The following is a 25,460-nucleotide window of genomic DNA, read 5'->3' on the forward strand; positions in this document are numbered from 1 at the left end:
TAAAATCAATACCTTGCGGGTGTAGTTCAATGGTAGAACGAAAGCTTCCCAAGCTGATCTCGTTTTCCCTATACACAGTGACTCTTCCGCTGATTTTCGCACCGCAAATAAACAATCTCGTTTTTTCACTCTCCCAGCAAATATTTAGGCTTATATATTTTTGCGGAGCGGTTTTTTTCGACTTCGTCGGGGCAATTTTTTCATATCGATTTATACCGCCCCTCCTCAATCAGCTCTACGAAATCAACGACTTGAGTGATCCGACGCCAGCAAGAAACATGACTTAGAGAAAATCAATTAAACAGTTTTTGTTCCTATTATTCGTCATTTATTTGTAATCAACGAAAAAATGGAACATACTAAACGGACTATGTCTCTTGAAACTCACACCAGCCGCGTACTGAACCTGATCCATCAAAAGGGATTGCTACGACCTAACGATCTCGATGCTATCGGAGCTCCTCGCATTATCCTGACGCGCATGAAAGCAAAAGGCCAACTAGAGAAAGCAGGTCGTGGTTTGTATCGCTTGCCCAACAGTGAAGACTCTGAACAGGATAGTCTGGCGATAATCGCCACCAAAGTTCCGAAGGCGGTATTTTGCCTGTTCACAGCTCTTCAGTTTCACGAGTTGACCACGCAGTTGCCTCGCCAGATTTGGATCGCTATGCCGCGAGGTAGCCATGTACCAAAGATCGACTATCCGCCGATCAAGATGATCCAGTTCACCGGACCAGCGCATACCGAGGGTATTGAGATTTTTGTTCGAAACCAGATCGAATTGCGTGTCTATTGCGTGGCAAAAACCATTGCCGATTGCTTCAAACACCGCAACAAAATTGGACTTGACGTGGCTTTAGAGGCACTCAGGGATGCGCGAACGCAAAAAAAGGTCGGCGCAGATGAACTCTGGCACTTCGCCAAGATTTGTCGGGTCGCCAATGTAATGCGGCCCTACCTTGAGGCAATAGAATGAGTAAAGATATCTCCGCGTCGGTCAGAGCACGCCTACTCAATATTGCCAAGGCTCAGAATGTCGACTTCAACCAGATTTTGATACGCTTCGCGCTGGAAAGAATCCTGTATCGCATAAGTCTGTCTAAACACGCCGATCACTTTCTACTCAAGGGAGCCTTATTATTTAACCTGTGGTACGACATGCCACACAGATCGACGCGGGATGTGGATCTCCTCGGTTTCGGCGCTAGCGACCTGGAGTCGATCGCGCAGACATTCCATGACATCGCAAGTATCGATGTTGCCGACGGCATTACTTTCGATCCGGTTACTTTGAACGTGGAGGAAATTCGTAAAGAGGCAGGTTACGCTGGCGCTCGGGTATTAATTACCGGCGAAATTTCTAAAGCACGATGCAAAACACAGATTGACATCGGCTTTGGGGATGCCGTCACGCCCGGTCCGGTTGATGCAGTCTATCCGGTGCTAATCGCAGACCTGCCAGCGCCTCGACTACGAACATACCCTGTCTACACCGTAGTCTCCGAAAAGCTTCACGCCATTACTCTGCTAGGCATGACCAATAGTCGGTTGAAAGATTACCTAGATATCTGGGTACTGCTCGATCGCGAAGCGCTCGATGTCGACACTTTGGCCAAAGCCATCGCGGCGACTTTCGCTCGGCGCGGAATGTCGATCCCGGCCGCTATACCAATTGGTCTGACAGATGAATTCGCTACAGATCATTCACGACAAGCGATATGGCAGGCATTTCTGCAACGCAACCAACTCGCCGTTATGCCACTACTTGACGTGGTCACTGCATTGCGAACGATACTGGCGCCGGTAATTATTCAGGCGGCGGCTATTATCACTTCAACTGGCCCAGTTGAAAACTATTAGGTAAAAAACGTGGTCTGCTCCTGTTTTTTGCAGTGCTCAATGCTATATTAGGTTTACCGTTATGCTAACCTTAATATCTGATATCCATTAAACAATCGCTCGATTTCACTATTTTTAAGTCTGGGTCAGCAATGTCAGGAAATACATCGAAGAAGACTACTGCATTGAAAGCGCCCGTTATAGACTTATTCAATGGTCAAAGCACTACTGAAATGATTACATCAACTCATACCGATGAGCTTGTAATTGCATTGTGTGGCCCAATCGGTTCACCACTACATAGTGTCGGAGATGTCATTAAAAACATTCTGAGTCAGTCGTTTGGCTACACAGCAGAATCCAGTCATATTCGACTCAGCCAGTTTATTTTCGATCATGCTCCAGATGTAGAGACAACTATTCCTCAGGAAGAAGGCTTCGATCGCTTCCAAGCTATGATTAGTGCAGGCAATAATCTTCGAAAAAAATACGGAAACGGTATCCTCGCAGAGCTTGCCGTCAACCATATTCGTATGGATCGAGAACGACACAAGACAGAAACACAAAGCCAAAAATATGCACCTCGACGTATCGTACATATTATTGACTCAATAAAAAATAAAGAAGAGCTTGCCTTACTTCGACTGGTATATCGGGATATGCTTTATGTGATCGGGGTATTCGCCCCACTACAATCTCGTGAAGCGAATCTAAAAAAGCTAAATCTCACACCATCAGAAATATACACACTGATTGACCGCGACTCCGGCGAAGAAATAGAGGGGGGACAAACCGTCAGTGAAACGTTTCCAAATTGTGATTTCTTTTTAAGAACGAACGATGGCACAAGCTCTGAAATAAATATACGAGTCGATCGCTTTCTTCATCTTATTCTTGGAACGAAGGTTATTACTCCGCAGCCTGAAGAAACTGCAATGTACTCAGCGGCAATGGCTAGCGCTAGTTCAGCATGCCTATCTAGGCAAGTAGGTGCAACGATAACCGATGAGAAAGGCGATATTCTCAGCACCGGCTGGAATGACGTTCCTACTTTCGGCGGGGGACTTTATGGTAACAATATCGAGATCGATCAACGATGTTGGAATCTGGAAGGTGGCAAGTGTTTTAACGATGACGAGAAAGACCGTATAGCACAAGAACTGGTAAATGCATTGAGCGACGTCATACCCATAAATGATCGCCTAAAAGCAAAAGGAATACTCAAAGGAGCCAGTAAACTAAAGGGCTTAATTGAGTTTTCTCGGGCTATTCATGCGGAAATGCATGCAATTCTAAACGCTGGGAAAACGGCCGGAATGCGCCTGAAAAATGGCAAGATTTTTGTAACCACTTACCCTTGTCATTCATGCGCAAGACATATTGTTGCAGCTGGTATTACAGAAGTGTATTTTATCGAACCTTATCGAAAAAGCCTCGCCATCAAACTACACGGGGATGCACTTTCAGAGCAAGAGACGGATTTGAAGAAAGTGCGTATCCTCGCTTACGATGGTGTTGCTCCATCACGATATTTAACCTTATTTAAAGTACCTCAAAATTCACGTAAAAAAGATGGTAAGCTGGTAATCGTACCTCTAAAAGATGCATCTCCAAGACTTGAAAAAAGTATGGAAGCTCTTCCTGCTTTAGAAGGCCTAGTAATAGAATCTTTACGCCAGAAAAATTTGCTCCCCATAAAGGGACATAAAAATGACGATACATTACCCCCCGAAGCAGCTTAGCTTCGAATTTACTAATGCTCCCGAAAGTGTAACTGCGCCGGTTACACGAAAGTCAACCCATGTCGCAATAAATAAACGAGTAACTTTTAATTCGGCATCAATTATTGACTTCGCTCATTTTCGTCGCGAACGTAAAAAATTAGATACGGAGCAACTGTATGAAAATATTTTCGATTCTATCAAGCATATTGGTTGACTCTCTCAACGATATACGACGGAGTAAGAAAACGCCCGTTTTACGGGCGTTTTCTATTTTATATACATCTCTGAAGTCATCATCGTCCCTACTCCCTAAATAACACTCAGTAGATGCGCTATTTTGCGTCATTTTTGCACATGAGTTTTAGCCTTCAGGCTGTAACTTTCCCCTAAGTGCATCAATCCCAAAAATCTGAGTCAAAACCCCTCAATCTAGCGCGCAGGCGTGGTGGGGGGATGACTGCGCGCTGGCAGGTCTGGTTGATATAAATATTATCAAAAAGAAACAATCGTCCAGACGTTAAAAAGACCGCACAAGGCGGTCAGTCGGGGAGTGGTGGGTTTATCTTGCGCTACCCAAGGGCTGCAACCTTGCTAACGCCCGGCACGCCGTAGCGCGGCCTGATGCTTCTGGTAGTCATCCCGGCAATCCGTATTACAGAACAACAGCCCATTCGGGACCGATTCCTCACAAAAATGGCAACGCCCGTCGCTATGCAGTCCAAGTGCACGGCGTGCCTGATTTAAGCCGGACTGAATCATGGCGGCAATGCGCAGGTCTGCGCGGTCAGCGTCGTCGCTCATTTTGCCACCTCGCTACCGGCGGCTAAGACATAGTCGTTAAACTGGATGACCTCTTCACCCAGCCAGTCATTAATCGCCAGAAATTGCGCTTGCAACGGGACCAACTCGTTCCGGGCGAACACCCGCGCCGCAGGTTCAACCGCCCCAAAGCCGCCGGTATTGTTGGGCATGATGCCGAGTAGCTGCGGCGGCACGCGGTGTGCGGCCAGTACGTCGTCTCGCGTCACGCCTTTGATGTTGAAGAATTCATCCTTGGCCGCGACATCCGAGACCGGCAGAATCTGAATTCCATCTTTCTTGCCATTCGGCGCATACATAAACAGGTTACGGAAATTGCCCGGCCCTTTGCTCTCGCGCATGGCTTGGCGCAGGTTATCGACGTCGGCGGTATTGGCGGCGGCGTCGGTCATGTAAAAGATGAAGCCAGCGTGTGAGCCGTTCTTGTAATACTTGCGCCGGAACAAGGTCGCCGCCTCATTCAGCCAGGCTGACTGTAGCGCGCTCAGATATTGCGGCACGCCGTAGACTTCCTGATTCACATCCGGGTCCATCAGATGCAATACCGCGCCGGTCTGGAAGACGTATTCTTCCTGCCAGCCCGGTACAAAATAGTATTTCTCCAAATCGCGCCCACGCCGTACGTACTTCGCCAGCGCATGCACCAGCGGCAACAACTTGCCAGTGCGACTGATACGCCTCTCCAGGTACGCATTTCCAAACGTCAAAAAATCCAGCGTAAACCGCTTGAACGCATCGCGAGACAACAGCGGCGTCGGCACTAGCGTCGAGGTCAGGATATTCGCCTTGAAATAGATCGCGCTGCTATGGTGAACACTGGAATTGAACGATTTCGACAACCCCGCATAATTCACCGGCGGCTCATACCAGCGCCCGTTCGACCAACATTCCAGACTGTCCAGTATCTCGGCATGATCCAGCACCGGAGTCGGGTCGCCAAAGGTGAATGCCTCAAAGCCGGACCCGTTATCGGTCGCTGCTACCGTAGTCCCCGCCGAGAACGTCGCCGCACCAGACCTCGCCCCGCGTTGCTGCTTTCTACTCATGATGTGTATATCTCCATAAATGATTGGTTGTTGTGGTTAGCGCCTTCAATCGGCTCATGATCGAGCGCGTGCATGCAAGCCCACGCCAGATCCGCATGTCCGGTCTCATCGTTACGGCCAGCGTCGTAAGTCACTTGCCGGCCACTGGCGGTTAAGGTTTTGCGAATCGCCATAAACGCCTGCGCGATATCGGTCGATCCGGCGTCGAATTCGAGTCGGGCTTTACTGATGATGTTTTTAGCTTTGAGTACCATCCGGGTCTTGACCTCGGGCGAGTACATAATCGGTGTCGCTGCCGGAAAGAATTGCCGCACCAGCGGAAACACGCCGATCCCCATCCCGGTGGTATCGATGCCGATGTATGCGACGTTGTAGCGCAGTGTCATCGCCCGGATCGCCTCGGCCTGCGCTTCAAAATCCATACCGCGCCACTGAAAGCGTTCCAGAATCCGAAACTTGCCACAGGCCACCAGCGGCGGAGCCAGCACCACGCAGCCAGCGCTGTCGCCACTGAGCGAAGGGTCGTAACCGATCCAGACCGCTCGATGTCCGAACGGGCGCGTAGCAAATACCTTGAAATCCGGCCAGTCTACCCACGCGTCCACCATGCAACGCTGCAACTCCATCAACGGAAACACTGACTGCGTGTCGTCGATGAAATTGCACATTAAGAGGTTGTCGAACTGATCCGGGCTGTACTCAAAATTGCGCAATTCGTCGATATCAAACAGATTGCAGCCACCGCGCTCGGCGTCCAGAATCGTCACAATTTGCCGCCAGATTTTGTCCTCGCCGGTGAAGCCTGACGAAAGACGCTGGTGGCTGACATCAATGTTTAATTGATCCGCTTTAGCCCGCCGTTTATTGAACGCGTCGCCAGTCCAAAAGGGGTACGCCTGATGCGTAATCGACGAAGGTGTAGAAAAGTAGGTCTTACGCCACTGCTTATGTAGCGCCATGCCGGACGCCACCTTGTTCAACTCCGCGAAGTTATGCGTCCAGAAAAATTCATCAAAATAAAAATTACCGTGATACCCCTGCGCCGTGCGCGCATTCGTGCCCAAGAAATACAGGTGTGCACCATTCGGCAAGATAATCGGATCGCCAGTTAATTCGACATTCGCCGCCTCCCGCGCAAACTGGATGATGTATTGCTTAAACACATGCGCCTGTGCTTTTGAGGCCGATAAAAAAATCTGATTACGCCCTGTCTCAATCGCATCCGCCAACGCCTCCCGCGCAAAATACCAGGTCGCTCCAATCTGACGTGATTTCAAAATCACCCGTGTGCGCTGATGTCCATTCCGATGCCAGACCTTCTGATAATCAAACAAAGAATCCTGAAACGCCTCCAGCAATTGCACGCGCTGCGCATCACTGAATTCATTGCGTGACGGTTTCTTCTTCGGTCCCGCATTCCGGTTAGCCAGTTTCGGATTCAGATCGACCTCATTCCCGCCCGGCGCTTCATAGCGGCGCACGCGGGCGGTCTGTACCACTTGCCGCATCAGCAAATCGATCTCTTTAAAATCGCCACCGGTTTTAAGGTCTTTGCCGATCAATTGCACCAGCCGCGCATCCAGCGCCGCCTCGACCTTTTCCAGCACCGGCGCGGTGTCCCAGCCGTCGCGCTGCTTCCAGCTTTCCACGGTCGAGCGCTTCAATTTCAGATAGTTGGCAACAGAAGAAATCCGCCAACCTTGCCAATACAAAAATTTAGCGACACGGCGCGGGTCAGCGGTTTGATCCGTTGGATGATCTTTGGCAAGTGGGAGGAGGGCAGTTTCAGGCATGCCGCCAGCGTATGCGTCACGCGCGCGTAGCGGGGAGGGCAGAGGGGCAGAAAGCTGTTTATCAACCCTCTGCCGGTTGAATCGGTGCGTGTCAACGTTGACTATGAAGACATGACCCAATCCACCGACCACAAGGCCAACCATGTCCAGCATGCCCCTACAAGAAACTAAGCAAACTAAACAAACTAAACAAACCTCCAAATTCTTCCGCGTCGCACTCGAAGGCGCAACCACCGATGGCCGCGTCATCGACCGCGCCTTCATCGAACAAATGGCTGCCCGTTTCGACCCACAACTCTACGGTGCGCGGGTCTGGCTCGAACACTTTCGCAGCACATTGGCAGACGGCCCGTTTAAAGCCTACGGCGATGTGCTCGCCGTCAAGGCCGAAGAAATCGTCATCGGCGGCAACAAAAAGCTCGCCTTATTCGCCCAAGTCTCGCCCACGCCAGAACTGATCGCGATGAACAAAGCCCGTCAAAAAATCTACACCAGCATCGAAATCAACCCAAAATTTGCCGACACCGACGAAGCCTATTTAGTCGGCCTCGCCGTAACCGATAGCCCCGCTAGTCTCGGCACTGAAATTTTATCGTTTGCAGCCCAACATCCGCACGCCAGCCCCTTTGCCAATCGCAAACAAGCCCCCGATAACCTGTTCTCGGTCGCGGTCGAAACCATGCTCGAATTTGAACCTGTCGAACCTGAAGGAAATACCTTTTCCGACACCATTAAAAGCATCATCAAACGCTTCAGTAAAAAAGAATCCCAAGACGCGGTGCACTACGCCGACATTACCGAAGCAGTTGCCACGCTAGCCATCCACGTCAGTAACAATGCAGACCAATTTGCAGCTACCCAAAACCGTATCGAAAAACTAGAAGCCGCTTTGCAGCAATCCAACGACGCCTTTGCCGCCTTCAAAGAACAGATGGATAAACAGGACCGTGACCTATCGGTACGCCCACCCGCAACCGGCGGCAACGGCACGCAACAAACTGACTATTAAACGGAAACGGCCACGAACTCCCGCCCTTCACACAGCATTGCCCACATCGGAAGCACATCAAATGAAAAAAGAAACCCGCATCGTCTTCGACCAATACGTCCAGCGCTTAGCCCAACTCAACGACACCGGCAGCGTCGCACAAACCTTTGCAGTCGATCCTGGCATTCAGCAAAAGCTAGAAACCAAGATGCAAGAGTCGAGCGAATTTCTCAGCAAGATCAACATCATCGGCGTCACAGAACTAGAGGGCGAAAAGCTCGGCCTCGGCATCACCGGCCCGATTGCCGGACGCACCAACACCGACAAAGCAGAGCGCAAAACCCGCGACATGGCCATCCTCGACAGCCAGCGCTACCGCTGCGAAAAAACCAATTTCGACACCCACATCAGATACCAAACGCTAGACGCATGGGCCAAGTTCCCCGACTTCCAAAAACGTATCGCCAACACCATACTGAAACGCCAGTCACTCGATCGAATGCTCATCGGCTTTCACGGCACCAGCATTGCCGCCGACACCGATATCGCCGCCCATCCTTTGCTAGAAGACGTCAACCTCGGCTGGCTCGCCCACTATCGCAAACAAGCCCCACAGCGCGTCATGCAGCAAGGCAAAACCAACGGCAAACTCCTCATCGGCAACAATACCGACATCCAGGGCGATTACGCCAATCTGGACGCCGCCGTGTATGACGCCATCAACCTGCTCGACCCGTGGTTTCAAAAAGACAGCGGACTAGTCGCCATCGTGGGCCGCGCTCTGCTGCACGACAAATACTTCCCCCTCGTCAACACCAAACAAGCCCCGACCGAAACCCTCGCCGCCGACATCGTCATCAGCCAGAAACGCATCGGCAGTCTGCCTGCCATCAGCGTTCCCTATTTTCCCGACAACGCCATCCTGATCACGCGTTTAGACAATCTCTCGATCTACTGGCAAGAAGGCGCTCGCCGCCGCCGCGTCGTCGACGAAGCCAAGCGCGACCGTATCGAAAATTACGAATCCTCTAACGACGCCTACGTCGTCGAAGACTTCGGCCTCGGTGCCTTGTTGGAAAACATCGAACTCGTCCCAGACGTGCTGGCCATCAAGGACTAAGCAATGCGCCATCTCTCCCCAGCCCTGCGCCATCAGGCGCGCATTCTGGCCGAGCAAGCAGCCGCCAATGCCGCGCCCGGCCTGCGCACCTCCGGCTCGCAATATGAGTTGCAGCTATACCAGCTAGCCGAGCATCGGCGCACGCTCAAAGCGATCCAATCGATCAAAGCCAAGATCGCGCTCAAAGCCAAGTTGCTGCCGGAATATCAGACATGGATCGATGGCGTGCTAGCCGCTGGCAACGGCGCTCAGGACGACGTACTGACCACCATTCTGGTTTGGAGCATCGACGTCGGTGCCTATGCACGCGCTCTGGAAATTGCCCGTTACGCGGTCGCCCACAAGATGACCTTACCCGACCAATACAGCCGTGATATTCCGACCATGTTGCTCGATGAATTTGCCGGAGCCTACCTCACCGGCACGCTCGCCGACGACCCCAAACACGCCGTCATGATCCTCGGCGCCATCGGCGAACTCACCCACCACAGCGACGTCCCGGATCAGGCTCGCGCCAAGCTGCACAAAGCCCTCGGCTACGCGCTACTAGCAGTTGCCAACGGCGAGGATGAAAAAGCAGACTTCACCACAACGAGCCTGCCCATCGCCACCGCCGCCAACACCAACCTGAAACGCGCCCTCCATCTATTTGAAGGTATCGGCGTAAAAAAAGACATAGAACGCCTTGAGCGACGCTTAAAAAAAGCGCCACAAGACGCACCATAAGAGCACCCCCTGGCGCACGGCGGCGCGGGTCGATGACGGTGCGAATGCACAAAAGCAACCACCCCGTATAACGCCCGCCCACCGCCGTTTTTTGAAAGAGATCACCATGAGCTTTATGGCCGTAGCCCCCGTTTCAGCGCCACAAGAAAATGACACCACCATCGTCGAAAACGACGGCTGGTTCCCGGATATAGCGTTAAGCCACATGCGCGACGCCATGCGGCTAGACGGCACAGTGACCAACCCGCGTCTTATACAAGCGGTCACTGACGCGATCCTCCACGTCAATCAAGAACTCGACCAATGGCAAGACCAACAGCTAGCCAACGGTTACATCACACTCGAAGCCGTCCCCGCCAAAAAGATCAACCGCGAAAGCAAGCTAGTCATCCACTACCGCCGCGCCGTCTACAGCACCGCCAAAGCCGACCTGCTAGAAAAGTACCGCGACTACGACAGCACCGCCTCATCAGCCACCGACAAAAAAGCCATCGACTATCTCGACCACGCCCCCGGCGAACAACGCCGTAATGCGCACTGGGCCATTGCCGACATTCTGCAACGCCAGCACTTAACCGTTGAGTTGATCTAAAGATGATCGTGCGCGCCCGACAATACGACACGCTAGACCTGCTCTGCTGGCGACACCTCGGCACGACCGCCAACGTCGTCGAAGCAGCGCTAGAACGCAACCCCGGACTAGCCGACCTCGGGCCTTTTATTCCACACGGTCTGCTGGTGACCTTGCCAGACCCGTCCGCGTCGCCCGCCAATACCATCGAGACCGTCAACCTCTGGGACTAAACACGTCCTCCACTCACCGCGAGAACTCCATGACCGAACCCAGCACCGCCACCGTCCTACTCACTGCCGCAACAGGCATCGGCGTCTCATCGCTGTTTCCCGGCATCGACGGCAACGCCCTGATCGGTGCCTTCGCCGGAGCCGCGTTAGTCGCCATTTCCAGTAAAAGTCTGCCGCTGTTACAACGGCTGGCCTACATGGTCATCTCGCTGGCCATCGGCTATCTGGCCGCGCCCGATGTCATCCAGAACACCCCGCTCAAACAATCCGGCGTGGCCGCCTTCATCGCCTCCGCAGGCGTGATTGCGCTGACGCTGCACGGGATCGATCTGATCAAAACCATCCGGCTACCCGACTGGCTACGCAAGGGAGGGCGCGATGACTAATACGCTCACCCAACTCCTCACCGTCATCGCGTTGCTCGGCTATGCCGCCACTTGTTTGCAACTGTTGTGCTACCGGCGCGGTATCGCCAATTACCGCATCCAGATATCGGTTGTCGCGTGGTTGCTGATCGTTTTCACAGGCACGCGCACCTTAGAAATTCTGCTGGGGTCAGGCCCGATTTCGGTAGGAGACAGCGGTCTGGCAATCACGCTTTGCGCGTTAGTCCAGCGTGCCCAAGGCAACGTCGCAAACATGTTGAGAGGCAACCGATGACCGCACTCACAGCACATTTCACGCTGGAAGAATTCACCCACAGCGACACCGCCCGCATCCTCGGCATCGTCAATCTTGCCAGTCCAAGTATCGTCGCCAACCTGCGCCGACTGGCCCGTTTTGACGAAATGGTCCGGCTCGAACTCGGCGGGGCCGCCATGACAATATCCAGCGGCTATCGCTGTCCAGCCCTCAACCGGGCCGTTGGCGGTGCCGCCAATAGCGCCCATCTGCACGGCCTCGCCAACGACTTTATCGCCCCCGCGTTTGGCACACCGCTGGCGATCTGTCAAAAGCTGGAAAAGTCTTATCTGCAATTCGATCAATTGATTTATGAAAGGGCAGGGGCCGTAGAGTGGGTCCATCTTGGTATCGCCGTTGAAGGCGTCAAACCGCGCCGTCAAGTGTTGACGATAGACGGCAAAGGCACACGCATCGGGCTATGGAAATGATCACTCCAATATCGACACTAATCATCGGCATCCTGGGCGCCACGCTCTACCTGCAAAACACCCACCTGATCGCAGCAAAAGAACGCGCAGATCGCGCCGAAAAACAGTCTGTCGAAAGCGCAAGCATCATCCACACGCTGAAAGAATCAGACGCTAAAAACAGAAAGGCGCTGGGCACCTTGCAAGCCCAACGCGCCAGCATCACCGCCACGCTCTCCCAACGCGAACAACAAATCAAAACACTCCACCATGAAAATATCGCTATCCGTCATTGGGCCGAGTCTGCTCTGCCTGACGCTATTGCCCGGCTGCGCCAACGTCCCGCCACCACCGGCGCAGAGGCTTATCGTCAACGCCTGTCCGCCAGTGACGCCCTGCATCCTGCCAGCAAGCGCGCCGACAACTAACGGCGCGCTCAACCTGATGTTGGAACGCACCGAAGCCGCATGGGCCGAGTGCGCCGCGCAAATCGACATGATCCACACCTGCCAACAAGAGGCTGATTATGAAAAAACCCGACAGCCTTAGAGTGCACCTCGCCGCAGCCAATCCCGACCTGACACAGAACCCCGACAAGCTCCATGTCTTCGTCGACGAAGGCCAGATCGTAGCTAGCGGTACAGGCTCGCTCTCGTTTGAATACCGCTACAAACTCAACATCATCATCACCGATTACAGCGCCGACCAAAACGCCCTGATGGTCACGCTACTGGCTTGGATCGCAGTCCATCAAAGCGATTTGCTCACCAACCCTGAGTTACGCAAAACCGGCATACGCTTCGAAGTCGATTTTAATAATCACGAAAGCACTGATCTCTCGCTGATCATCGATCTCACCGAACGCATCATCGTCACCCAAGCCGAACAAGGCCGTCTGCATATCAAAAGTCCCCCCGAGCCGCAGCCAACGCCAGACTATGCCGATCCGTTCTGGAGCCTGTACGACGGCGACAACCTCCTCGCCGAATGGGCCACACCCGGTGCGGCATCAGCATGAGTGATGATTTATCTTCGCTAGAAGAATGGGCAGGTGCGCTACTCGCCAAACTCACGCCATCCCAACGGCTAGGCGTCAATCGTAAAGTCGCGCAAGACCTGCGCCGTAGTCAAACGCAACGGATCGCCAGTCAGCGCGACCCGGACGGCAACGCTTACGCGGCACGCAAACAGCGCAAAAAAATGCGCGGCAAACAAGGCCGTATCAAACGCCAAAAAGCTGCCATGTTCAGCAAACTACGCACAGCGGCCAACCTGAAGATCAGGCCGGACGCCAATCAACTATCGGTCGGATTTTTTGGAAGAGTGGCGCGGATTGCGCGGGTGCATCAGGAGGGATTGAGCGACCGGGTGTCGAAGAAAGGGCCGGAATATCAGTATCCAGCCCGGGACTGCTAGGGTTTAGTGCGTTGGATCGGGAGCTGATTCGGGATGCGCTGTTGCGGTATTTAACGCAGGCCTGACCCGCGCTGGTATGTCACTTCAAGCCCAGTATTTTCAACTACAATTTGATATCACAATGTGCTATCATTTAACGCATGAAAGCAAAACACCAAAAAACGTTACAGGCTGTATTCACCAAACCAACCTTACCCGGCATTGTGTTTGCTGATATGGAAGCATTAATGATTGCGGTCGGTGGCGAAGTACGCGAAAGCGAGGGGTCACGCGTTGTGTTTGAATTAAACGGCAAGCGCCTTTATCCGCACCGTCCTCACCCCGGTAAAGAGGCGAAGCGTTATCAAGTTGAAGAACTCCGTGAGTTGCTTACTTCACAAGGAATTACACCATGAACAACACCATGATTTATACCGGCTATACCGCCCGTATTGAGTTCGATCCACGCGACAATATTTTTGTCGGGCGCGTTCTCGGCATCACTGACAGCATCAGCTTTCACGCCGAAACCGTGGCCGATTTGACTGCCGACTTTCATCAGGCCGTCGATCATTATTTAGCCGATTGCAAAGCCACTGGCCGATCTCCCGAAAAACCAGCATCGGGCAAACTCATGCTACGCGTACCGCCCGAAGTACATGCTGCGGCGACCATCGCAGCACAGGCATCCGGTAAAAGTTTAAATCAATGGGCTAGCGAAGCCTTGGCGCACGCTGCGTACGCTTAATCAACGTGTAGGTAACCTACAAGCAACAACAAGGAACTCAGATGAAATATCCTGCAACCCTTACCCCAGATAGTGAAGAAGGTGGCTTTGTCGTCACCTTCCGCGATATTCCAGAGGCGATTACACAAGGCGACACTGAGGCCGAAGCACTTGAAATGGCTGCTGATGTCTTACGCAGTGCGATGGATTTTTACTTCGAAGATAAGCGTCAAGTGCCACTGCCGTCTAAGGCAAAAAAGGGAGAGTATTTAATTGATCTGCCACTGAGCGCTTGGAAAAAAGTCTTATTACTCAATGAAATATTAACGCAGCAAGTATGAGCGCGACGCCTCGACACCACACCCCGGTTTATCGCAGACCTATACCGCACAGGCATGTAACTTCAAGCCCAGCGCTTTGACGACTTTCAAGATAGTGTCCAATTCAGGATTGTCTTCACCAGACAACGCTTTGCATAAACTGTTTATTTCCAATCCGGTGTCACGGGCTAGTTGTGTCATCGCACGGGCATAGATGATATCGGCTAGCGCTTTAGTCACTAATGCGGGATCGCCTTTTTCCAGACAAGCATTGAGATAAGCCACCACATCCTCTTGTGTTTGCAGGTGTTGGGCAGAATCCGTCAGTTTCATCACCCCCCTCCTAAGCAGCCTCTGCCATCGTCAACCGCATCTGAGGATGAAGTCCTGCACGCGAGGCCAACCTGACTAGCAGGTCAAGACTGAACTGATTAATCTTGCCATTCTTGATTTCAGAAACACGCGCCTGTGTAATGCCAAGCACCTTGGCTGCTGCGTTTTGGGTCATGCCGCAGTCGCGCAACCAGCTACTGAGCCCCATCAATAAAACGGAGCGAATTTCACATTCTGCTGCCTCGTCTTCGGGAAACAGATCATGAAACACACTGCGTCCTTCAGGGGTAATGTGCTGTACTTTGTGTGCGTAGGTAGTCATTTTGACCTCTTGATTTCTTTAAGTCTGCATAGTTAGAACTATGCGATATTTAGAATAATCGTGCAATAGTTGCACATTAGCATCAAAAAAATCCTCCAGTCTCAACCCCATCCTCACCGACAACAACGATAGTAATAACAAGAATGTTGCTAATGTGAGGTAGTCGAAATTTATGCTAATATCGCCATCGGTGCTAAACACGCCTCCATTAGCGGTACGCCCGACTCGACAGTCGTGCTTTTTTTACGTCCATAGTTTAATCATGGCCGGGTAATGCGCAGCTATACAAGACCTGCAAGGGGAAATCTGCGAGCCGACTAATGGCGGTGTTTAAGTACCTGGCCGCCCTCTGGCAGGGGCGGGTTTTAATTAAACCCACCAGGAATCTATGATGACTAAAGCCGCTTCACATCCCCACATATCTGCCGCACCCGAACACAATCCCCCACCAAAGCAAGCCCCAAAATCCGTCGAAGCCGAAGAAAACTATCCATTGTATGAGGCGCGCTGCATGCTTCAATTGCTGGAGGATCTGACGCAGGACGTTGAGCATGATGTCACCGTTTCAAGACAAGCTTTTGCCGTGATGATGGGAGTGATTCGGGAGAAAATGGTTTTCTCGCCGTAAAATAGCCATTCGCATTCACCAACTCTGCGCGTACTTTCTCACGCGCACGAGCACGGTGGTCAAGCCACAGAGTCGCTAAGCCATTTATCAACCCTGCGCTTAATGCGCTGACATCGGCAACCCGGCAACATGCATCGCATGACTGCCGATATCTCCGAATTATTCCGCTTAATCCTGAACCTGATCCGCCTCGGCACCATTGCCGAGATCGATCATGATACGCAACGCGTGCGGGTCCGGGTGGGCAACAATCTGACTAACTGGCGACCTTGGATCACAGCCCGCGCCGGTACTGCACAAACATGGTGGCCGCCGTCGTTGGGCGAACAAATTATCCTGCTTTCTCCTGAAGGTGACTTCGAGAATGGCGTGATTTTGTCCGCTGTGTATAGCGATCAATTCGCCCCACCGTCGACTAATCCGGCGCACCACACCACGCGCTATTCCGATGGCGCTATCGTGCAATACGACAGCGCCACCCACGCATTGACCGCGACACTACCAGACGGCACTAGCGTAACCGTGCTTCCCGGCTGCGTGACTTCCAATGCAGAAGACACGATCTGCACTGGCAACCTGACCGTAGAAAAAAATCTGATCGTCAACGGCTTGAGTTCGCTCAATGCTGGCATGGCCGTGTCTGCCGGAGCCGATGGCGGCACAGCAGCGGTCATCAAAGGCCAGCTCAACGCCAGCGGCGATATCGTCGCCCGTGGCATCAGCCTGACCGGCCACACGCATGGCGGCATCGAACGCGGCGGCGATAATACCGGTGGTCCGCAATGACCGGCATGCACCGCAGCAACGGACGCGCCTTGTCCGGCCTTGCGCATATTCGCCAGTCGCTGGCCGACATTCTGACTACGCCTATCGGTTCGCGTCTGATGCGCCGTAGCTATGGTTCCGAAGTGCCGGAGCTAATCGATCAGCCCTTACACGGCGCAACCATCTTGCGCATCTATGCCGCGACCGTTCACGCAGTACGATTGTGGGAGCCGCGTATTGCACTGACCGGCTTGCAACTGGAGCGCGATCAATACGGCAAAGCGACACTGATTCTGGATGGGATCGCTGACGAACAAAGCGTACAAATTGCCGTACCAGTCGGGCAGGGAGGTAACGCATGAGTACCTCTGCCATTGATCTGTCACGTCTGCCTGTCCCTAATATTATTGAAGCGCTCGACTTCGAGACGATACTGGCCGCGCAATTAGCCGACCTGATCGCCCGCGATCCGGCCTTCGACGGTTTGCTGGAATCCGACCCGGCGATGAAGATTTTGCAGGTCACCGCCTACCGCGAATTACTCGTGCGCCAAACCGTCAACGAAGGCGCACGCGCCGTCATGCTGGCCTATGCAATGGATGACGATCTCGATCATCTCGGCGCATTGATGGACGTACCGCGTTTGCAAGTCACGCCTGCCGATCCGGACAAAGGTACGCAAGCCGTGATGGAATCTGATCTCGATTTCCGTAAGCGTATTCAACTTGCCCCGCACGGCTTTTCGGTGGCTGGTCCTGAAGGCGCGTATATCTTTCATGCGCTGGGTGCTGACGCTCGCGTGCTGGACGCCTCGGCCACCAGTCCGTCGCCCGGCGTGGTCGTCATCACGCTACTTTCGCGAGAAGAATACGGCATCGCCTCCGATGAATTAATCGCCATCGTGGCCGCCCGTCTGGGAGCCGATAACGTCCGACCTCTGACTGATTACGTACAAGTCCAGGCCGCTGAAATCATTCCCTATCAGGTCGTCGCCAAACTCTTTACCTTCCCCGGCCCGGACGCAACGGTGGTCATCCTCGAAGCGCAAAAGCGCCTTCAACATTACGTCACCGACGCGCACCGGATAGGGCGGGGGCCAACCTTGTCGGGGATATACGCGGCGCTACACGTTGACGGCGTAGAGCGCGTCAACCTGATCTATCCGGTTGCCGACCTGAGCATGTCCGCGCATCAAGCGGCGTACTGCGACGGTATTGCTATTGAGAATGGGGGCGTGGATGCATAAGCCGATCAAGTCGCTGTTGCCGCCCAACACCACGCCGCAGGAACGCGCCCTCGAAGCCACTACGGCGCGGATCTCGGACGTGCCGGTGCCGTTGCGTCAGCTTTATCACCCCGACACTTGCCCGATCAATGTATTGCCGTGGCTGGCATGGCAACTCGCCATCGATAGCTGGAAACCGTACTGGAGCGAAGAAGTCCGCCGCGCCCGGGTGCGTAGCGCCATCGCCATCCATCGCAAAAAAGGCACTGCCAAATCGGTCAGAGACGTCGTCGCCACTTTCGGTGGCGCGATCCTGTTGCAGGAGTGGTGGCAGAAGACCCCGATGGGCGCGCCGCATACGTTCGATCTGCTGATGACCTTAACTGGCGCAGGCGGCAAAACAGCCACCGCCGCCTTTGTTGACGACGTGATTGCCGAGGTCCGGCGCACCAAGCCGATCCGCAGCCATTTCACGTTCATACAAGGCCTCCACACCAACGCCGCAATCGCCGTGGTGAGCGCCATGCGCCCGGTGATTGCCGCCCGTCTCAACCTTACCGAAGCCTGATTAACTATGCCCGGATTCCAGATCATCACTACCAACGCAGGCCGTGCCGCACTCATCAATGCCGAACACAACGGCACAGCGCCATTGACCATCAGCGAGATCGGCCTGACCGCTGCCGTCTTTACGGCCAACGCCGATATGACCGACTTACCCGGCGAATTCAAACGCATCAATACTCTCTCTGGCGAAGTCGTGGCCGCCGACACCATCCACGTCACTATCCGCGACGATGGCACGGATACCTACACCGTGCGCGGTATCGGTTACTGGCTCAGCAACGGCGTGTTACTTGGCATCTATAGTCAGCCGGAAGCTATTTTGGAGAAATCTGGGCAATCGATGCTGCTGTTGTCAGCGGACACGATATTGACCACGCTCGATGTCGCCAGTCTGACGTTTGGCAATGCTAACTTTACCAATCCACCGGCGACTATCGAACGTCAGGGTGTGGTCGAACTGGCGACGTTTGAAGAAACCGTGGCCGGCACAGATCCCACCCGCGCCGTCACCCCAGCCGGACTGACGCCAGCGCTGGCGCACAGTATTGCCGCGCATAAAAACGAAGATGATCCGCACACCCAATACCTGACATCCGCGCGTGGCAACGCCCTGTATTTCCGCATGCTCGACCCCTACACTAACAGCGACACCGATTGCGACACGCTGCTCGATACGGGCGTGCGCGAAGTTTCCGTTGCCAACGACCGCGGCAATCTTGACCACACGCATTTGCCAACGGGCTGCAATGGCTACGGCACGTTGATGACGGTCGTGGGCAGGTCTTTTGTGCGTCAGGTCTACAGCGACGACGGTATCGGACAAAGAACCTGGGAGCGCACCGGCTTTCTCGGTCAAACACCGCCATTCAAAAACCGCGTATGGAAACTTGCATGGGATAGTGCCACCTTCGATCCTGCCAGCAAGCAAGATACGCTCGGCTACACGCCAGCACAGGCAGCAGTAACGGGCATTAATGGCGTTGCTGTGTCGGACATGCGTGAGAACAATGACATTCCCAAAGACCGCGCCGCCGGGATCTATTTTGATTTCAAAAATAATACAACCAGTGCCTTGTCCGACGGCGGCGACACACACGGCATCATCACCTTTCGACAATTCGGCAACGGCTCAGATTTCTCCGGCGGTCCGGCGCATCAACTCGGGTTTACGATCAACGGCAATCTTTACTATCGCAACGGTGCAGGTGAGGCGTGGGGTGCGTGGCAAAAGATGTATCACGCTGGCAATTTTGATCCTGCCGACAAAATCAGTGGCAGTGCCGGTATCCGCTTGGATTGGAGTGGACGTGACGGCCAACCGACATGGGTGTACGGCGGCAACGACGACCCCGCCGCTAGTGCCTTGTATAACCCTAAAAGCTTTCACGTCAGCTATGCCGACAGCGCAGCCAAGGCAACCAATGCCACCAACGCGGGAGTTGCGCAAACGGTTATCAACGGAGCCGATCACATGCAATTCGATTGGTCAGACCCCGGTGGACAGACGCTTTACGTCTGGGGCAGTGATGGTGCGGCGCGGGCGCGGTTATCTATGGTCGGCAATTTGCGGGTCGGCTACGCCAATCAAGCAGGCTCCGCGCCTGCCGATGGTGGTACAGCCAGTTACGCCCATCAACTTGCAGGACCGGGCTTACAGGACGGCAGCATCGGCTCGTACCGCCTCAACAAAAATCACAATTCATCGGAGGTTGGCGGTACCTGGCAAATACGTGGCTGGACCTATGACTATGGCTCCGGCGGCGACGGCAATCCAGGTACACGTACAACTTTATGGCAAAGGGTCGGATGATGGCAACGCTAAAAAAATCTATTCCTAAAAATGCAGCACCAAAGATAGTCCCGCCACTAAGCTCTGCGCCAGTGATCCCCTTGGTGAATTTTGCCTATTCGGACGTGCGCTATTTGCTACGCCAAGCTAACGGGATTCAGTGCGAAGTTAAATTCAACGCGAATCAAACCTACTGGTCATTTCTCGCCACGCCCGATGACGTCGAAGCGCACGGACGCGCCATTTACGCCGAATGCAACGCAGGCCGCTGGGGCCCTGTGTCGGACTATTTTCCGAGCGAGGCCGAGTTATGTGCTGTAGCCAAAGAGCGCATCGCGCTTGGTCTGTACCACGCCAATATCGCGGTCACCAAATATCAAGATCGCGTCGATATCGATGACGCCACCGACGCCGATCTTGCCTTACTCAGCGCTTGGAAAAAATACCGCGTCAGTCTCAACCGCCTGACCGAACAACCCGACTATCCGCATCGCCTGACCTGGCCTGTCAGCCCCGAAACAAGCATCCCTTAATTCACCATCACATTCACAGGAGTCAACATGGCAGACGATTACCACCACGGCGTGCGCGTGCTTGAAATCAACAACGGCACGCGCCCCATACGCACCATTAGCACCGCTGTCATCGGCTTGGTTGCCACAGCCGACGACGCCGATCCGATCACGTTTCCGTTAGATACGCCGGTGCTACTCACCAACGTGATCGCCGCACTCGGCAAAGCGGGTAAAAAGGGCACGCTGCGTCGCACGCTTGAAGCCATCGGCGCGCAAACCAAACCGTTCACGATAGTGGTGCGTGTAGCGGAAGGCGAGAGCGAAGCCGACACCACCACCAACGTCATCGGCACGGTCACTGCCAGCGGCAAATACACTGGTATCAAAGCCTTGCTAGCGGCGCAAAGTAAGCTAGGCATCAAGCCGCGCATCCTCGGCGCGCCCGGACTCGATACCAAAGCGGTCACCAATGCGCTGGTAAGCGTAGCCCAGCAACTACGCGCCTTTGTCTACGCCTCGGCCCACGGCTGTCTGACTAAAGAAGACGCTGTCGCGTATCGCAAGGATTTCGGCCAGCGTGAGCTGATGCTGATCTAGCCGGATTTTGTGAGCTGGGATACGGCAACCGACGCCGAAGTCAGTATCTCCGCTGTCGCCTACGCACTCGGCCTGCGCGCCAAGATCGATCAAGAAATCGGTTGGCATAAAACCTTATCGAACATGCCGGTCAATGGCCCCACCGGGATTTCCAGCGACGTGTTCTGGGACTTGCAAGACCCGGCCACCGACGCCGGATATTTGAATGGCAAAGAAGTCACGACGCTGATCAACAACGGCGGCTTCCGCTTCTGGGGATCGCGCACCTGCGAAGTCCCGGAATTCTTCTTCTTTGAAAACTACACCCGCACCGCGCAAGTGCTGGCCGACACCATCGCCGAGGCGCATTTTACGTATGTCGATAAACCGCTGCATCCGTCGCTGGTCAAAGACTTAATCGAAAGCATCAATGCAAAATTCCGCGACCTCAAAGCGCAGGGTTACATCATCGACGGCAGTGCCTGGTATGACGAAGCGTTCAACAGCAAAGAGACCCTGAAGTCGGGAAAACTGGCGATTGATTACGACTACACGCCGGTCCCGCCGCTAGAAAATCTGGTCTTCCAGCAACGCATTACCGACCGCTATCTGGCTGACTTTGCCAGCCGTATTACAGCTTAAATTCACAGCGCAATTCAGGAGAAAAATATGGGCCTGCCCCGCAAACTAAAAGACTTTAATTTATTCAACGATGGCGCGTCCTACATGGGTTTAGTGCCAGAACTCACCCTGCCAAAATTGAGCCGCAAGATGGAAGAATATCGCGCCGGTGGTATGAGCGGCCCGGTCATGGTCGATATGGGCAACGAAGCTATCTCACTCGAATGGACCGCTGGCGGCCTGATCAAAGAAGCCATTGCGCAATACGCCGCCAAGTCGCACAACGCCGTGCAATTACGCTTCGCCGGAGGTTTCCAAAACGACGACACCGGCGAAGTCTCGGCGGTCGAAGTGGTGGTGCGCGGTCGCCACAAAGAGATCGATATGGGCTCAGCCAAGTCCGGCGACGACACCAGCCACAAATTCACCACCGTATGCAGTTATTACAAACTCACGATCGACAATACCGAACTGATCGAACTCGACTTCATGAACGGTATCGAGAAGGTTAGCGGTGTCAGCATCAACGACAGCCTGCGTAAAGCTATCGGTTTATAACCCACACAACAATCACATCATTCACCCAACAAGGCGCACAACATGACAACCGCAAAAAACATCCCGGCAATCCAACCCAACGACCACGTTACCGTCATTCTCGACGAACCGATCCTACGCGGCGACACCACTATCACCGAGATCCAGCTACGCAAACCAAAGGCAGGAGAACTACGCGGCGTCTCGCTAGTGGACGTCGCTAACCTCGACGTCATGGCCCTGCAAAAAGTCCTGCCACGCATCACCCAGCCAACCCTGACCACGCAAGACGTCAACAACCTCGATCTGGCCGACCTGATGGCACTCGGGGCCGAGGTGGCCTATTTTTTAGCGAAGAAAGCGGATCGGAATATGGTCTCCCCGACCGCGTAGAAAACGCGATGGCCGACATCGCCGTGGTGTTTCATTGGGCCCCGGCGGCGATGGGAGAGTTTGGTTTAAGTGAGTTAATGGACTGGCGCGAGCGTGCCAGACTGCGCAGCACTACGGAGTAAGAATGGCAGACCTGAGACTACAAGTCATCATGACAGCACTGGACAAGGTCACCGGTCCGCTCAAAAAAATACGCGGTGCAGCCACGCCTACATCGCAAGCATTGAAGGCCACCAGCGACCGTTTAAAAGAACTCAACAAGCAGCAAGGAGCCGCCGGAAAGTTTCGGGAACTACACGCCGGATTAAGTACCACCTCGGACAAATTAAAGGCTGCGCAAACCAAGGTGAACGACCTCGCTAAAGAGATTAAAGCAACCGCCAATCCCACCAAAGAAATGACCAGAAATTTCGAGAGCGCAAAAAATGCAGCCAAGAAACTGCAAGCGCAATTCAGTAGCGACCGTATCAAATTGCAAGGTCTGCGTGACGAGATGGCAAAGGCAGGGATTCAAACCGGCGCACTACGCGGGGCCATCGCCAACGCCGGGAACAGCAGCGCCAACTTCGCCCGACATCAGCGCCAGTTACGCACCGACATCGCGGCCACCACGGCCAGAATGGAACAACAAAAAAACCAATTAGTCGCGGTCGCCCGTCAGCAAGAACGCATGGCAAAGGTACGCGCCAAGTTTGACAAAAGCCGTGACTTCGCAGGCAAGGCCGCAACCGTCGGCGCAACCAGCGGTATGCTGGGCGGCGGCATCTTAATGGGAGCCAGAAAGACCCTCATGCCCGGGGTTGATTTCGATGCGGCAATGTCGCGTGTGCAGGCATTAAGCCGTCTGGATAAAGAGTCAGCGGACTTCAAACAACTACGCCAACAAGCGCGAGACCTTGGAGCGAATACCAGTTTCACCGCCACCGAAGCCGCGCAAGGACAAGGCTATCTGGCGATGGCGGGATTCAAACCGGAAGCCATTTTGCAATCCATGCCGACCATGCTATCGGTGGCAAAAGCAGGCGGCACTGACCTTGCACGTACCGCCGATATTTCGTCCGACATCCTGACCAGCTTTGGCTTAGAGGCCGATCAGATGGGCCGCGTCGGTGATGTATTGACGATGACCTTCACCACCGCCAACACCAATCTCGAAATGCTGGGCGACACCATGAAATATGTCGGCCCGATTGCCAAAGCGGCTGGCATGTCGCTGGAGCAAGCATCGGCCATGGCTGGACTATTAGGCAATGCCGGGATCAAAAGCAGTCAGGCCGGAACCACCTTGCGCTCGATGACGCTACGACTGGCGGCGCCCACCGGCAAGGCCGCCAAAGCGCTCAACGAATTAGGCATCGCCTCACGTGACCTAAAAGGGGACGTGCGCGATATCCCCGGTATCTTGCGCGATGTCGCCGTCGCCACCAACAACATCGGCAGCGGTGAACGTCTGGACTTCATCAAAAAAATCTTCGGTGAAGAACCCGCCGCCGGGATGGCCCAGCTCATCGAAACACAAGGCGTCGAAGGGATCGAACAATACGTCGCCATCATCAAAAACTCCCAAGGTATCGCCGACAAGACTGCCAGGATCATGGACGACAATCTGTTAGGCGATATGCTGAAATTGAAATCTGCATGGCAAGACGTTGGCCTCACTCTCAACGATTCTCTCAACAAACCGTTACGCACACTGACCACTCGCATCACCGACGTCCTCGGCGCGGTCAGCATGTGGATGCAAAACAATCCAGAGCTGAGCGCGACCGTGTTGAAGGTTGCGCTGGGCGTTGGTGCATTGCTGGCCGTGATGGGGACATTAACGCTGGCGCTGGCGACCATCGTTGTGCCAATTGCCGCTCTCAAGATGGCGTTCGGAATCATTGCGATCAAAGGCGGTCTGTTAATACCCATTCTGCGTGGCATAGGCAGTGCAGTGGTCTGGCTGGGGCGCATGTTACTGATCGCCGGACGCGCCTTGCTCATGCATCCGATTGGGCTGACCATCACCGCCATCGCAACAGCAGTCTTTTTAATCTATCGATATTGGACGCCGATCAAGGCCTTTTTTAGTGCGCTATGGGATGGCGTGACAGCCTCCTTTAATCGTGCATGGGACGGTATCAGTACGTTTGCCGGTGGAGTATGGGCTGACCTAAAAACCGTCTTTAGCGACGGCATTCTCAGCGTTGGCGCATTGATTCTCAACTGGTCCCCGCTGGGATTGTTCTATCGTGCTTTTGCCGGAGTCATGGACTGGTTCGGGGTTGATCTGCCAGCCAAATTTACCGACTTTGGCAGCAACATCATGCACGGTCTGGTCGATGGCATTGTAAGAGGCGTCCAATGGGTCGTCTCCACCATGAAAACCGTCGCCGATAAAGTCTCGGGCGTGTTCACCCAACAAACCGAAATCAACAGCCCCAGCCGTCTATTTGCGCGCTATGGCGACTACACCATGCAAGGACTGGCAAACGGCCTGCAACGTAGCGAAGATGCGCCCATCGCGCAGGTCAGCAGTATGGCAAAACGCTTAAGCCAACTCGGTGCAGGAATCGCCATCGGCGCAGCAGCCATGCCTGCAATGGCCTTCGATACCCGGCCACCGATGACAGCGCGTGCGGCAAGCAGCGGTGTAATCGTTCAGGGGGACACTATCCAGATCACGATTCAGAGCGCGCCCGGCATGGATGCAAATACCATCGCGCAAGCGGTTGCCAAAGCACTTGATCAACGCGACCGACAAAAGGCGGCGCGGCTGCGTTCCAGTCTGCACGACTATGATTAATCGACCAGG

At 54.0% G+C, this 25,460-nt stretch carries 32 protein-coding genes and 3 pseudogenes; 30 read left to right on the plus strand and 5 right to left on the minus strand.

Going from position 1 to position 25,460, the window contains the following annotated elements; all coding sequences use genetic code 11:
* Nucleotides 1–370: 370 nt before the first annotated feature.
* From ACVBEF_RS01040 to ACVBEF_RS01050, 3 genes are all read left to right on the plus strand, one after another.
* Nucleotides 371–976 (plus strand): type IV toxin-antitoxin system AbiEi family antitoxin domain-containing protein, encoded by a 606-nt coding sequence (locus ACVBEF_RS01040; RefSeq protein WP_447122094.1) that lies wholly within the window; start codon nucleotides 371–373, stop codon nucleotides 974–976.
* On the plus strand, nucleotides 973–1,860 hold the full coding sequence (locus ACVBEF_RS01045; protein ID WP_447122095.1) for a nucleotidyl transferase AbiEii/AbiGii toxin family protein: 888 nt from the start codon (nucleotides 973–975) through the stop codon (nucleotides 1,858–1,860). Before ACVBEF_RS01040 ends, ACVBEF_RS01045 begins: the two co-directional genes overlap by 4 nt.
* A 212-nt stretch (nucleotides 1,861–2,072) precedes the next feature.
* Nucleotides 2,073–3,581 (plus strand): anti-phage dCTP deaminase, encoded by a 1,509-nt coding sequence (locus ACVBEF_RS01050; RefSeq protein WP_447122096.1) that lies wholly within the window; start codon nucleotides 2,073–2,075, stop codon nucleotides 3,579–3,581.
* A gap of 573 nt (nucleotides 3,582–4,154) precedes the next feature.
* Here ACVBEF_RS01050 and ACVBEF_RS01055 read toward each other — a convergent pair.
* From ACVBEF_RS01055 to ACVBEF_RS01065, 3 genes are read right to left on the minus strand one after another with little or no spacing between them, the layout of a single operon-like run.
* The gene (locus ACVBEF_RS01055) at nucleotides 4,155–4,364 is read right to left on the minus strand and encodes a hypothetical protein (protein WP_447122097.1); all 210 of its coding nucleotides are present in this window, start codon (nucleotides 4,362–4,364) and stop codon (nucleotides 4,155–4,157) included.
* Complete coding sequence (locus ACVBEF_RS01060; protein WP_447122098.1) at nucleotides 4,361–5,428, minus strand: phage portal protein; 1,068 nt, start codon at nucleotides 5,426–5,428, stop codon at nucleotides 4,361–4,363. The genes ACVBEF_RS01055 and ACVBEF_RS01060 overlap by 4 nt, the downstream gene beginning before the upstream one ends.
* Nucleotides 5,425–7,221: a terminase ATPase subunit family protein gene (locus tag ACVBEF_RS01065; protein WP_447122099.1), complete on the minus strand. Its 1,797-nt coding sequence runs from the start codon at nucleotides 7,219–7,221 to the stop codon at nucleotides 5,425–5,427. Before ACVBEF_RS01065 ends, ACVBEF_RS01060 begins: the two co-directional genes overlap by 4 nt.
* A 142-nt stretch (nucleotides 7,222–7,363) precedes the next feature.
* On the opposite strand from ACVBEF_RS01065, the gene ACVBEF_RS01070 reads away from it, so the two are divergent.
* The 15 genes and pseudogenes from ACVBEF_RS01070 to ACVBEF_RS01140 all read left to right on the plus strand — a co-directional run.
* A complete protein-coding gene (locus ACVBEF_RS01070) occupies nucleotides 7,364–8,230 on the plus strand; it encodes a GPO family capsid scaffolding protein (RefSeq protein WP_447122100.1) in 867 nt (288 codons plus the stop codon).
* A 61-nt stretch (nucleotides 8,231–8,291) separates the two neighbouring features.
* Nucleotides 8,292–9,329, plus strand: a complete 1,038-nt coding sequence (locus tag ACVBEF_RS01075; protein ID WP_447122101.1) for a phage major capsid protein, P2 family — start codon at nucleotides 8,292–8,294, stop codon at nucleotides 9,327–9,329.
* A 3-nt stretch (nucleotides 9,330–9,332) separates the two neighbouring features.
* On the plus strand, nucleotides 9,333–10,055 hold the full coding sequence (gpM, locus tag ACVBEF_RS01080; protein WP_447122102.1) for a phage terminase small subunit: 723 nt from the start codon (nucleotides 9,333–9,335) through the stop codon (nucleotides 10,053–10,055).
* 106 nt (nucleotides 10,056–10,161) lie between these two features.
* Nucleotides 10,162–10,647 carry a head completion/stabilization protein gene (locus ACVBEF_RS01085; protein WP_447122103.1) on the plus strand — a complete coding sequence of 162 codons (486 nt, stop codon included), beginning with the start codon at nucleotides 10,162–10,164 and terminating at the stop codon, nucleotides 10,645–10,647.
* 2 nt (nucleotides 10,648–10,649) lie between these two features.
* Nucleotides 10,650–10,859 carry a tail protein X gene (locus ACVBEF_RS01090; protein WP_447122104.1) on the plus strand — a complete coding sequence of 70 codons (210 nt, stop codon included), beginning with the start codon at nucleotides 10,650–10,652 and terminating at the stop codon, nucleotides 10,857–10,859.
* Nucleotides 10,860–10,888: 29 nt separating this feature from the next.
* A complete protein-coding gene (locus tag ACVBEF_RS01095) occupies nucleotides 10,889–11,245 on the plus strand; it encodes a putative holin (protein WP_447122105.1) in 357 nt (118 codons plus the stop codon).
* Complete coding sequence (locus ACVBEF_RS01100) at nucleotides 11,238–11,519, plus strand: phage holin family protein (RefSeq protein WP_447122106.1); 282 nt, start codon at nucleotides 11,238–11,240, stop codon at nucleotides 11,517–11,519. The genes ACVBEF_RS01095 and ACVBEF_RS01100 overlap by 8 nt, the downstream gene beginning before the upstream one ends.
* Nucleotides 11,516–11,971: a D-Ala-D-Ala carboxypeptidase family metallohydrolase gene (locus ACVBEF_RS01105; RefSeq protein WP_447122107.1), complete on the plus strand. Its 456-nt coding sequence runs from the start codon at nucleotides 11,516–11,518 to the stop codon at nucleotides 11,969–11,971. The genes ACVBEF_RS01100 and ACVBEF_RS01105 overlap by 4 nt, the downstream gene beginning before the upstream one ends.
* On the plus strand, nucleotides 11,968–12,378 hold the full coding sequence (gene lysB / locus ACVBEF_RS01110) for an Rz-like lysis system protein LysB (RefSeq protein WP_447122108.1): 411 nt from the start codon (nucleotides 11,968–11,970) through the stop codon (nucleotides 12,376–12,378). Before ACVBEF_RS01105 ends, lysB begins: the two co-directional genes overlap by 4 nt.
* A complete protein-coding gene (gene lysC / locus ACVBEF_RS01115; protein ID WP_447122109.1) occupies nucleotides 12,272–12,499 on the plus strand; it encodes an Rz1-like lysis system protein LysC in 228 nt (75 codons plus the stop codon). The genes lysB and lysC overlap by 107 nt, the downstream gene beginning before the upstream one ends.
* Nucleotides 12,477–12,968: a phage tail protein gene (locus tag ACVBEF_RS01120; RefSeq protein WP_447122110.1), complete on the plus strand. Its 492-nt coding sequence runs from the start codon at nucleotides 12,477–12,479 to the stop codon at nucleotides 12,966–12,968. Before lysC ends, ACVBEF_RS01120 begins: the two co-directional genes overlap by 23 nt.
* A pseudogene (locus ACVBEF_RS01125) lies at nucleotides 12,965–13,431 on the plus strand (phage virion morphogenesis protein). The gene ACVBEF_RS01120 and the pseudogene ACVBEF_RS01125 overlap by 4 nt, the downstream one beginning before the upstream one ends.
* A 75-nt stretch (nucleotides 13,432–13,506) precedes the next feature.
* Nucleotides 13,507–13,761, plus strand: coding sequence for a type II toxin-antitoxin system HicA family toxin (locus ACVBEF_RS01130; protein WP_447122111.1), 255 nt, complete (start codon nucleotides 13,507–13,509; stop codon nucleotides 13,759–13,761).
* Nucleotides 13,758–14,093 (plus strand): type II toxin-antitoxin system HicB family antitoxin, encoded by a 336-nt coding sequence (locus tag ACVBEF_RS01135; protein ID WP_447122112.1) that lies wholly within the window; start codon nucleotides 13,758–13,760, stop codon nucleotides 14,091–14,093. The genes ACVBEF_RS01130 and ACVBEF_RS01135 overlap by 4 nt, the downstream gene beginning before the upstream one ends.
* 41 nt (nucleotides 14,094–14,134) lie before the next feature.
* Nucleotides 14,135–14,410, plus strand: a pseudogene (locus ACVBEF_RS01140) (type II toxin-antitoxin system HicB family antitoxin); the annotation flags it as partial.
* A 42-nt stretch (nucleotides 14,411–14,452) separates the two neighbouring features.
* Here ACVBEF_RS01140 and ACVBEF_RS01145 read toward each other — a convergent pair.
* A complete protein-coding gene (locus ACVBEF_RS01145) occupies nucleotides 14,453–14,725 on the minus strand; it encodes an addiction module antidote protein (RefSeq protein WP_447122113.1) in 273 nt (90 codons plus the stop codon).
* 10 nt (nucleotides 14,726–14,735) lie between these two features.
* The gene (locus ACVBEF_RS01150; protein ID WP_447122114.1) at nucleotides 14,736–15,047 is read right to left on the minus strand and encodes a helix-turn-helix domain-containing protein; all 312 of its coding nucleotides are present in this window, start codon (nucleotides 15,045–15,047) and stop codon (nucleotides 14,736–14,738) included.
* A gap of 391 nt (nucleotides 15,048–15,438) precedes the next feature.
* On the opposite strand from ACVBEF_RS01150, the gene ACVBEF_RS01155 reads away from it, so the two are divergent.
* The 12 genes and pseudogenes from ACVBEF_RS01155 to ACVBEF_RS01210 all read left to right on the plus strand — a co-directional run bounded on the left by ACVBEF_RS01155 (nucleotide 15,439) and on the right by ACVBEF_RS01210 (nucleotide 25,451).
* Nucleotides 15,439–15,675 carry a hypothetical protein gene (locus ACVBEF_RS01155; RefSeq protein WP_447122115.1) on the plus strand — a complete coding sequence of 79 codons (237 nt, stop codon included), beginning with the start codon at nucleotides 15,439–15,441 and terminating at the stop codon, nucleotides 15,673–15,675.
* 129 nt (nucleotides 15,676–15,804) lie between these two features.
* The gene (locus ACVBEF_RS01160) at nucleotides 15,805–16,461 is read left to right on the plus strand and encodes a phage baseplate assembly protein V (RefSeq protein ID WP_447122116.1); all 657 of its coding nucleotides are present in this window, start codon (nucleotides 15,805–15,807) and stop codon (nucleotides 16,459–16,461) included.
* Complete coding sequence (locus tag ACVBEF_RS01165) at nucleotides 16,458–16,802, plus strand: GPW/gp25 family protein (RefSeq protein WP_447122117.1); 345 nt, start codon at nucleotides 16,458–16,460, stop codon at nucleotides 16,800–16,802. The genes ACVBEF_RS01160 and ACVBEF_RS01165 overlap by 4 nt, the downstream gene beginning before the upstream one ends.
* Nucleotides 16,799–17,686 carry a baseplate assembly protein gene (locus tag ACVBEF_RS01170; RefSeq protein WP_447122118.1) on the plus strand — a complete coding sequence of 296 codons (888 nt, stop codon included), beginning with the start codon at nucleotides 16,799–16,801 and terminating at the stop codon, nucleotides 17,684–17,686. The genes ACVBEF_RS01165 and ACVBEF_RS01170 overlap by 4 nt, the downstream gene beginning before the upstream one ends.
* A complete protein-coding gene (locus ACVBEF_RS01175; RefSeq protein WP_447122119.1) occupies nucleotides 17,679–18,233 on the plus strand; it encodes a phage tail protein I in 555 nt (184 codons plus the stop codon). The genes ACVBEF_RS01170 and ACVBEF_RS01175 overlap by 8 nt, the downstream gene beginning before the upstream one ends.
* 6 nt (nucleotides 18,234–18,239) lie before the next feature.
* Nucleotides 18,240–20,042 (plus strand): hypothetical protein, encoded by a 1,803-nt coding sequence (locus ACVBEF_RS01180; protein ID WP_447122120.1) that lies wholly within the window; start codon nucleotides 18,240–18,242, stop codon nucleotides 20,040–20,042.
* Nucleotides 20,042–20,554, plus strand: coding sequence for a tail fiber assembly protein (locus ACVBEF_RS01185; protein WP_447122121.1), 513 nt, complete (start codon nucleotides 20,042–20,044; stop codon nucleotides 20,552–20,554). Before ACVBEF_RS01180 ends, ACVBEF_RS01185 begins: the two co-directional genes overlap by 1 nt.
* 27 nt (nucleotides 20,555–20,581) lie before the next feature.
* Nucleotides 20,582–21,754 (plus strand): annotated as a pseudogene (locus ACVBEF_RS01190) (phage tail sheath protein).
* Between the two features lie 27 nt (nucleotides 21,755–21,781).
* Nucleotides 21,782–22,291 (plus strand): phage major tail tube protein, encoded by a 510-nt coding sequence (locus tag ACVBEF_RS01195; protein WP_447122122.1) that lies wholly within the window; start codon nucleotides 21,782–21,784, stop codon nucleotides 22,289–22,291.
* A gap of 42 nt (nucleotides 22,292–22,333) precedes the next feature.
* Entirely contained in the window at nucleotides 22,334–22,663 is a 330-nt protein-coding gene (locus tag ACVBEF_RS01200; RefSeq protein WP_447122123.1) for a phage tail assembly protein, read from the plus strand.
* Between the two features lie 8 nt (nucleotides 22,664–22,671).
* On the plus strand, nucleotides 22,672–22,785 hold the full coding sequence (locus ACVBEF_RS01205) for a GpE family phage tail protein (RefSeq protein ID WP_447122124.1): 114 nt from the start codon (nucleotides 22,672–22,674) through the stop codon (nucleotides 22,783–22,785).
* 2 nt (nucleotides 22,786–22,787) lie between these two features.
* A complete protein-coding gene (locus ACVBEF_RS01210) occupies nucleotides 22,788–25,451 on the plus strand; it encodes a phage tail tape measure protein (RefSeq protein ID WP_447122125.1) in 2,664 nt (887 codons plus the stop codon).
* The last annotated feature ends 9 nt before the right edge of the window (nucleotides 25,452–25,460 follow it).

This window comes from Glaciimonas sp. GG7, from assembly GCF_052976905.1.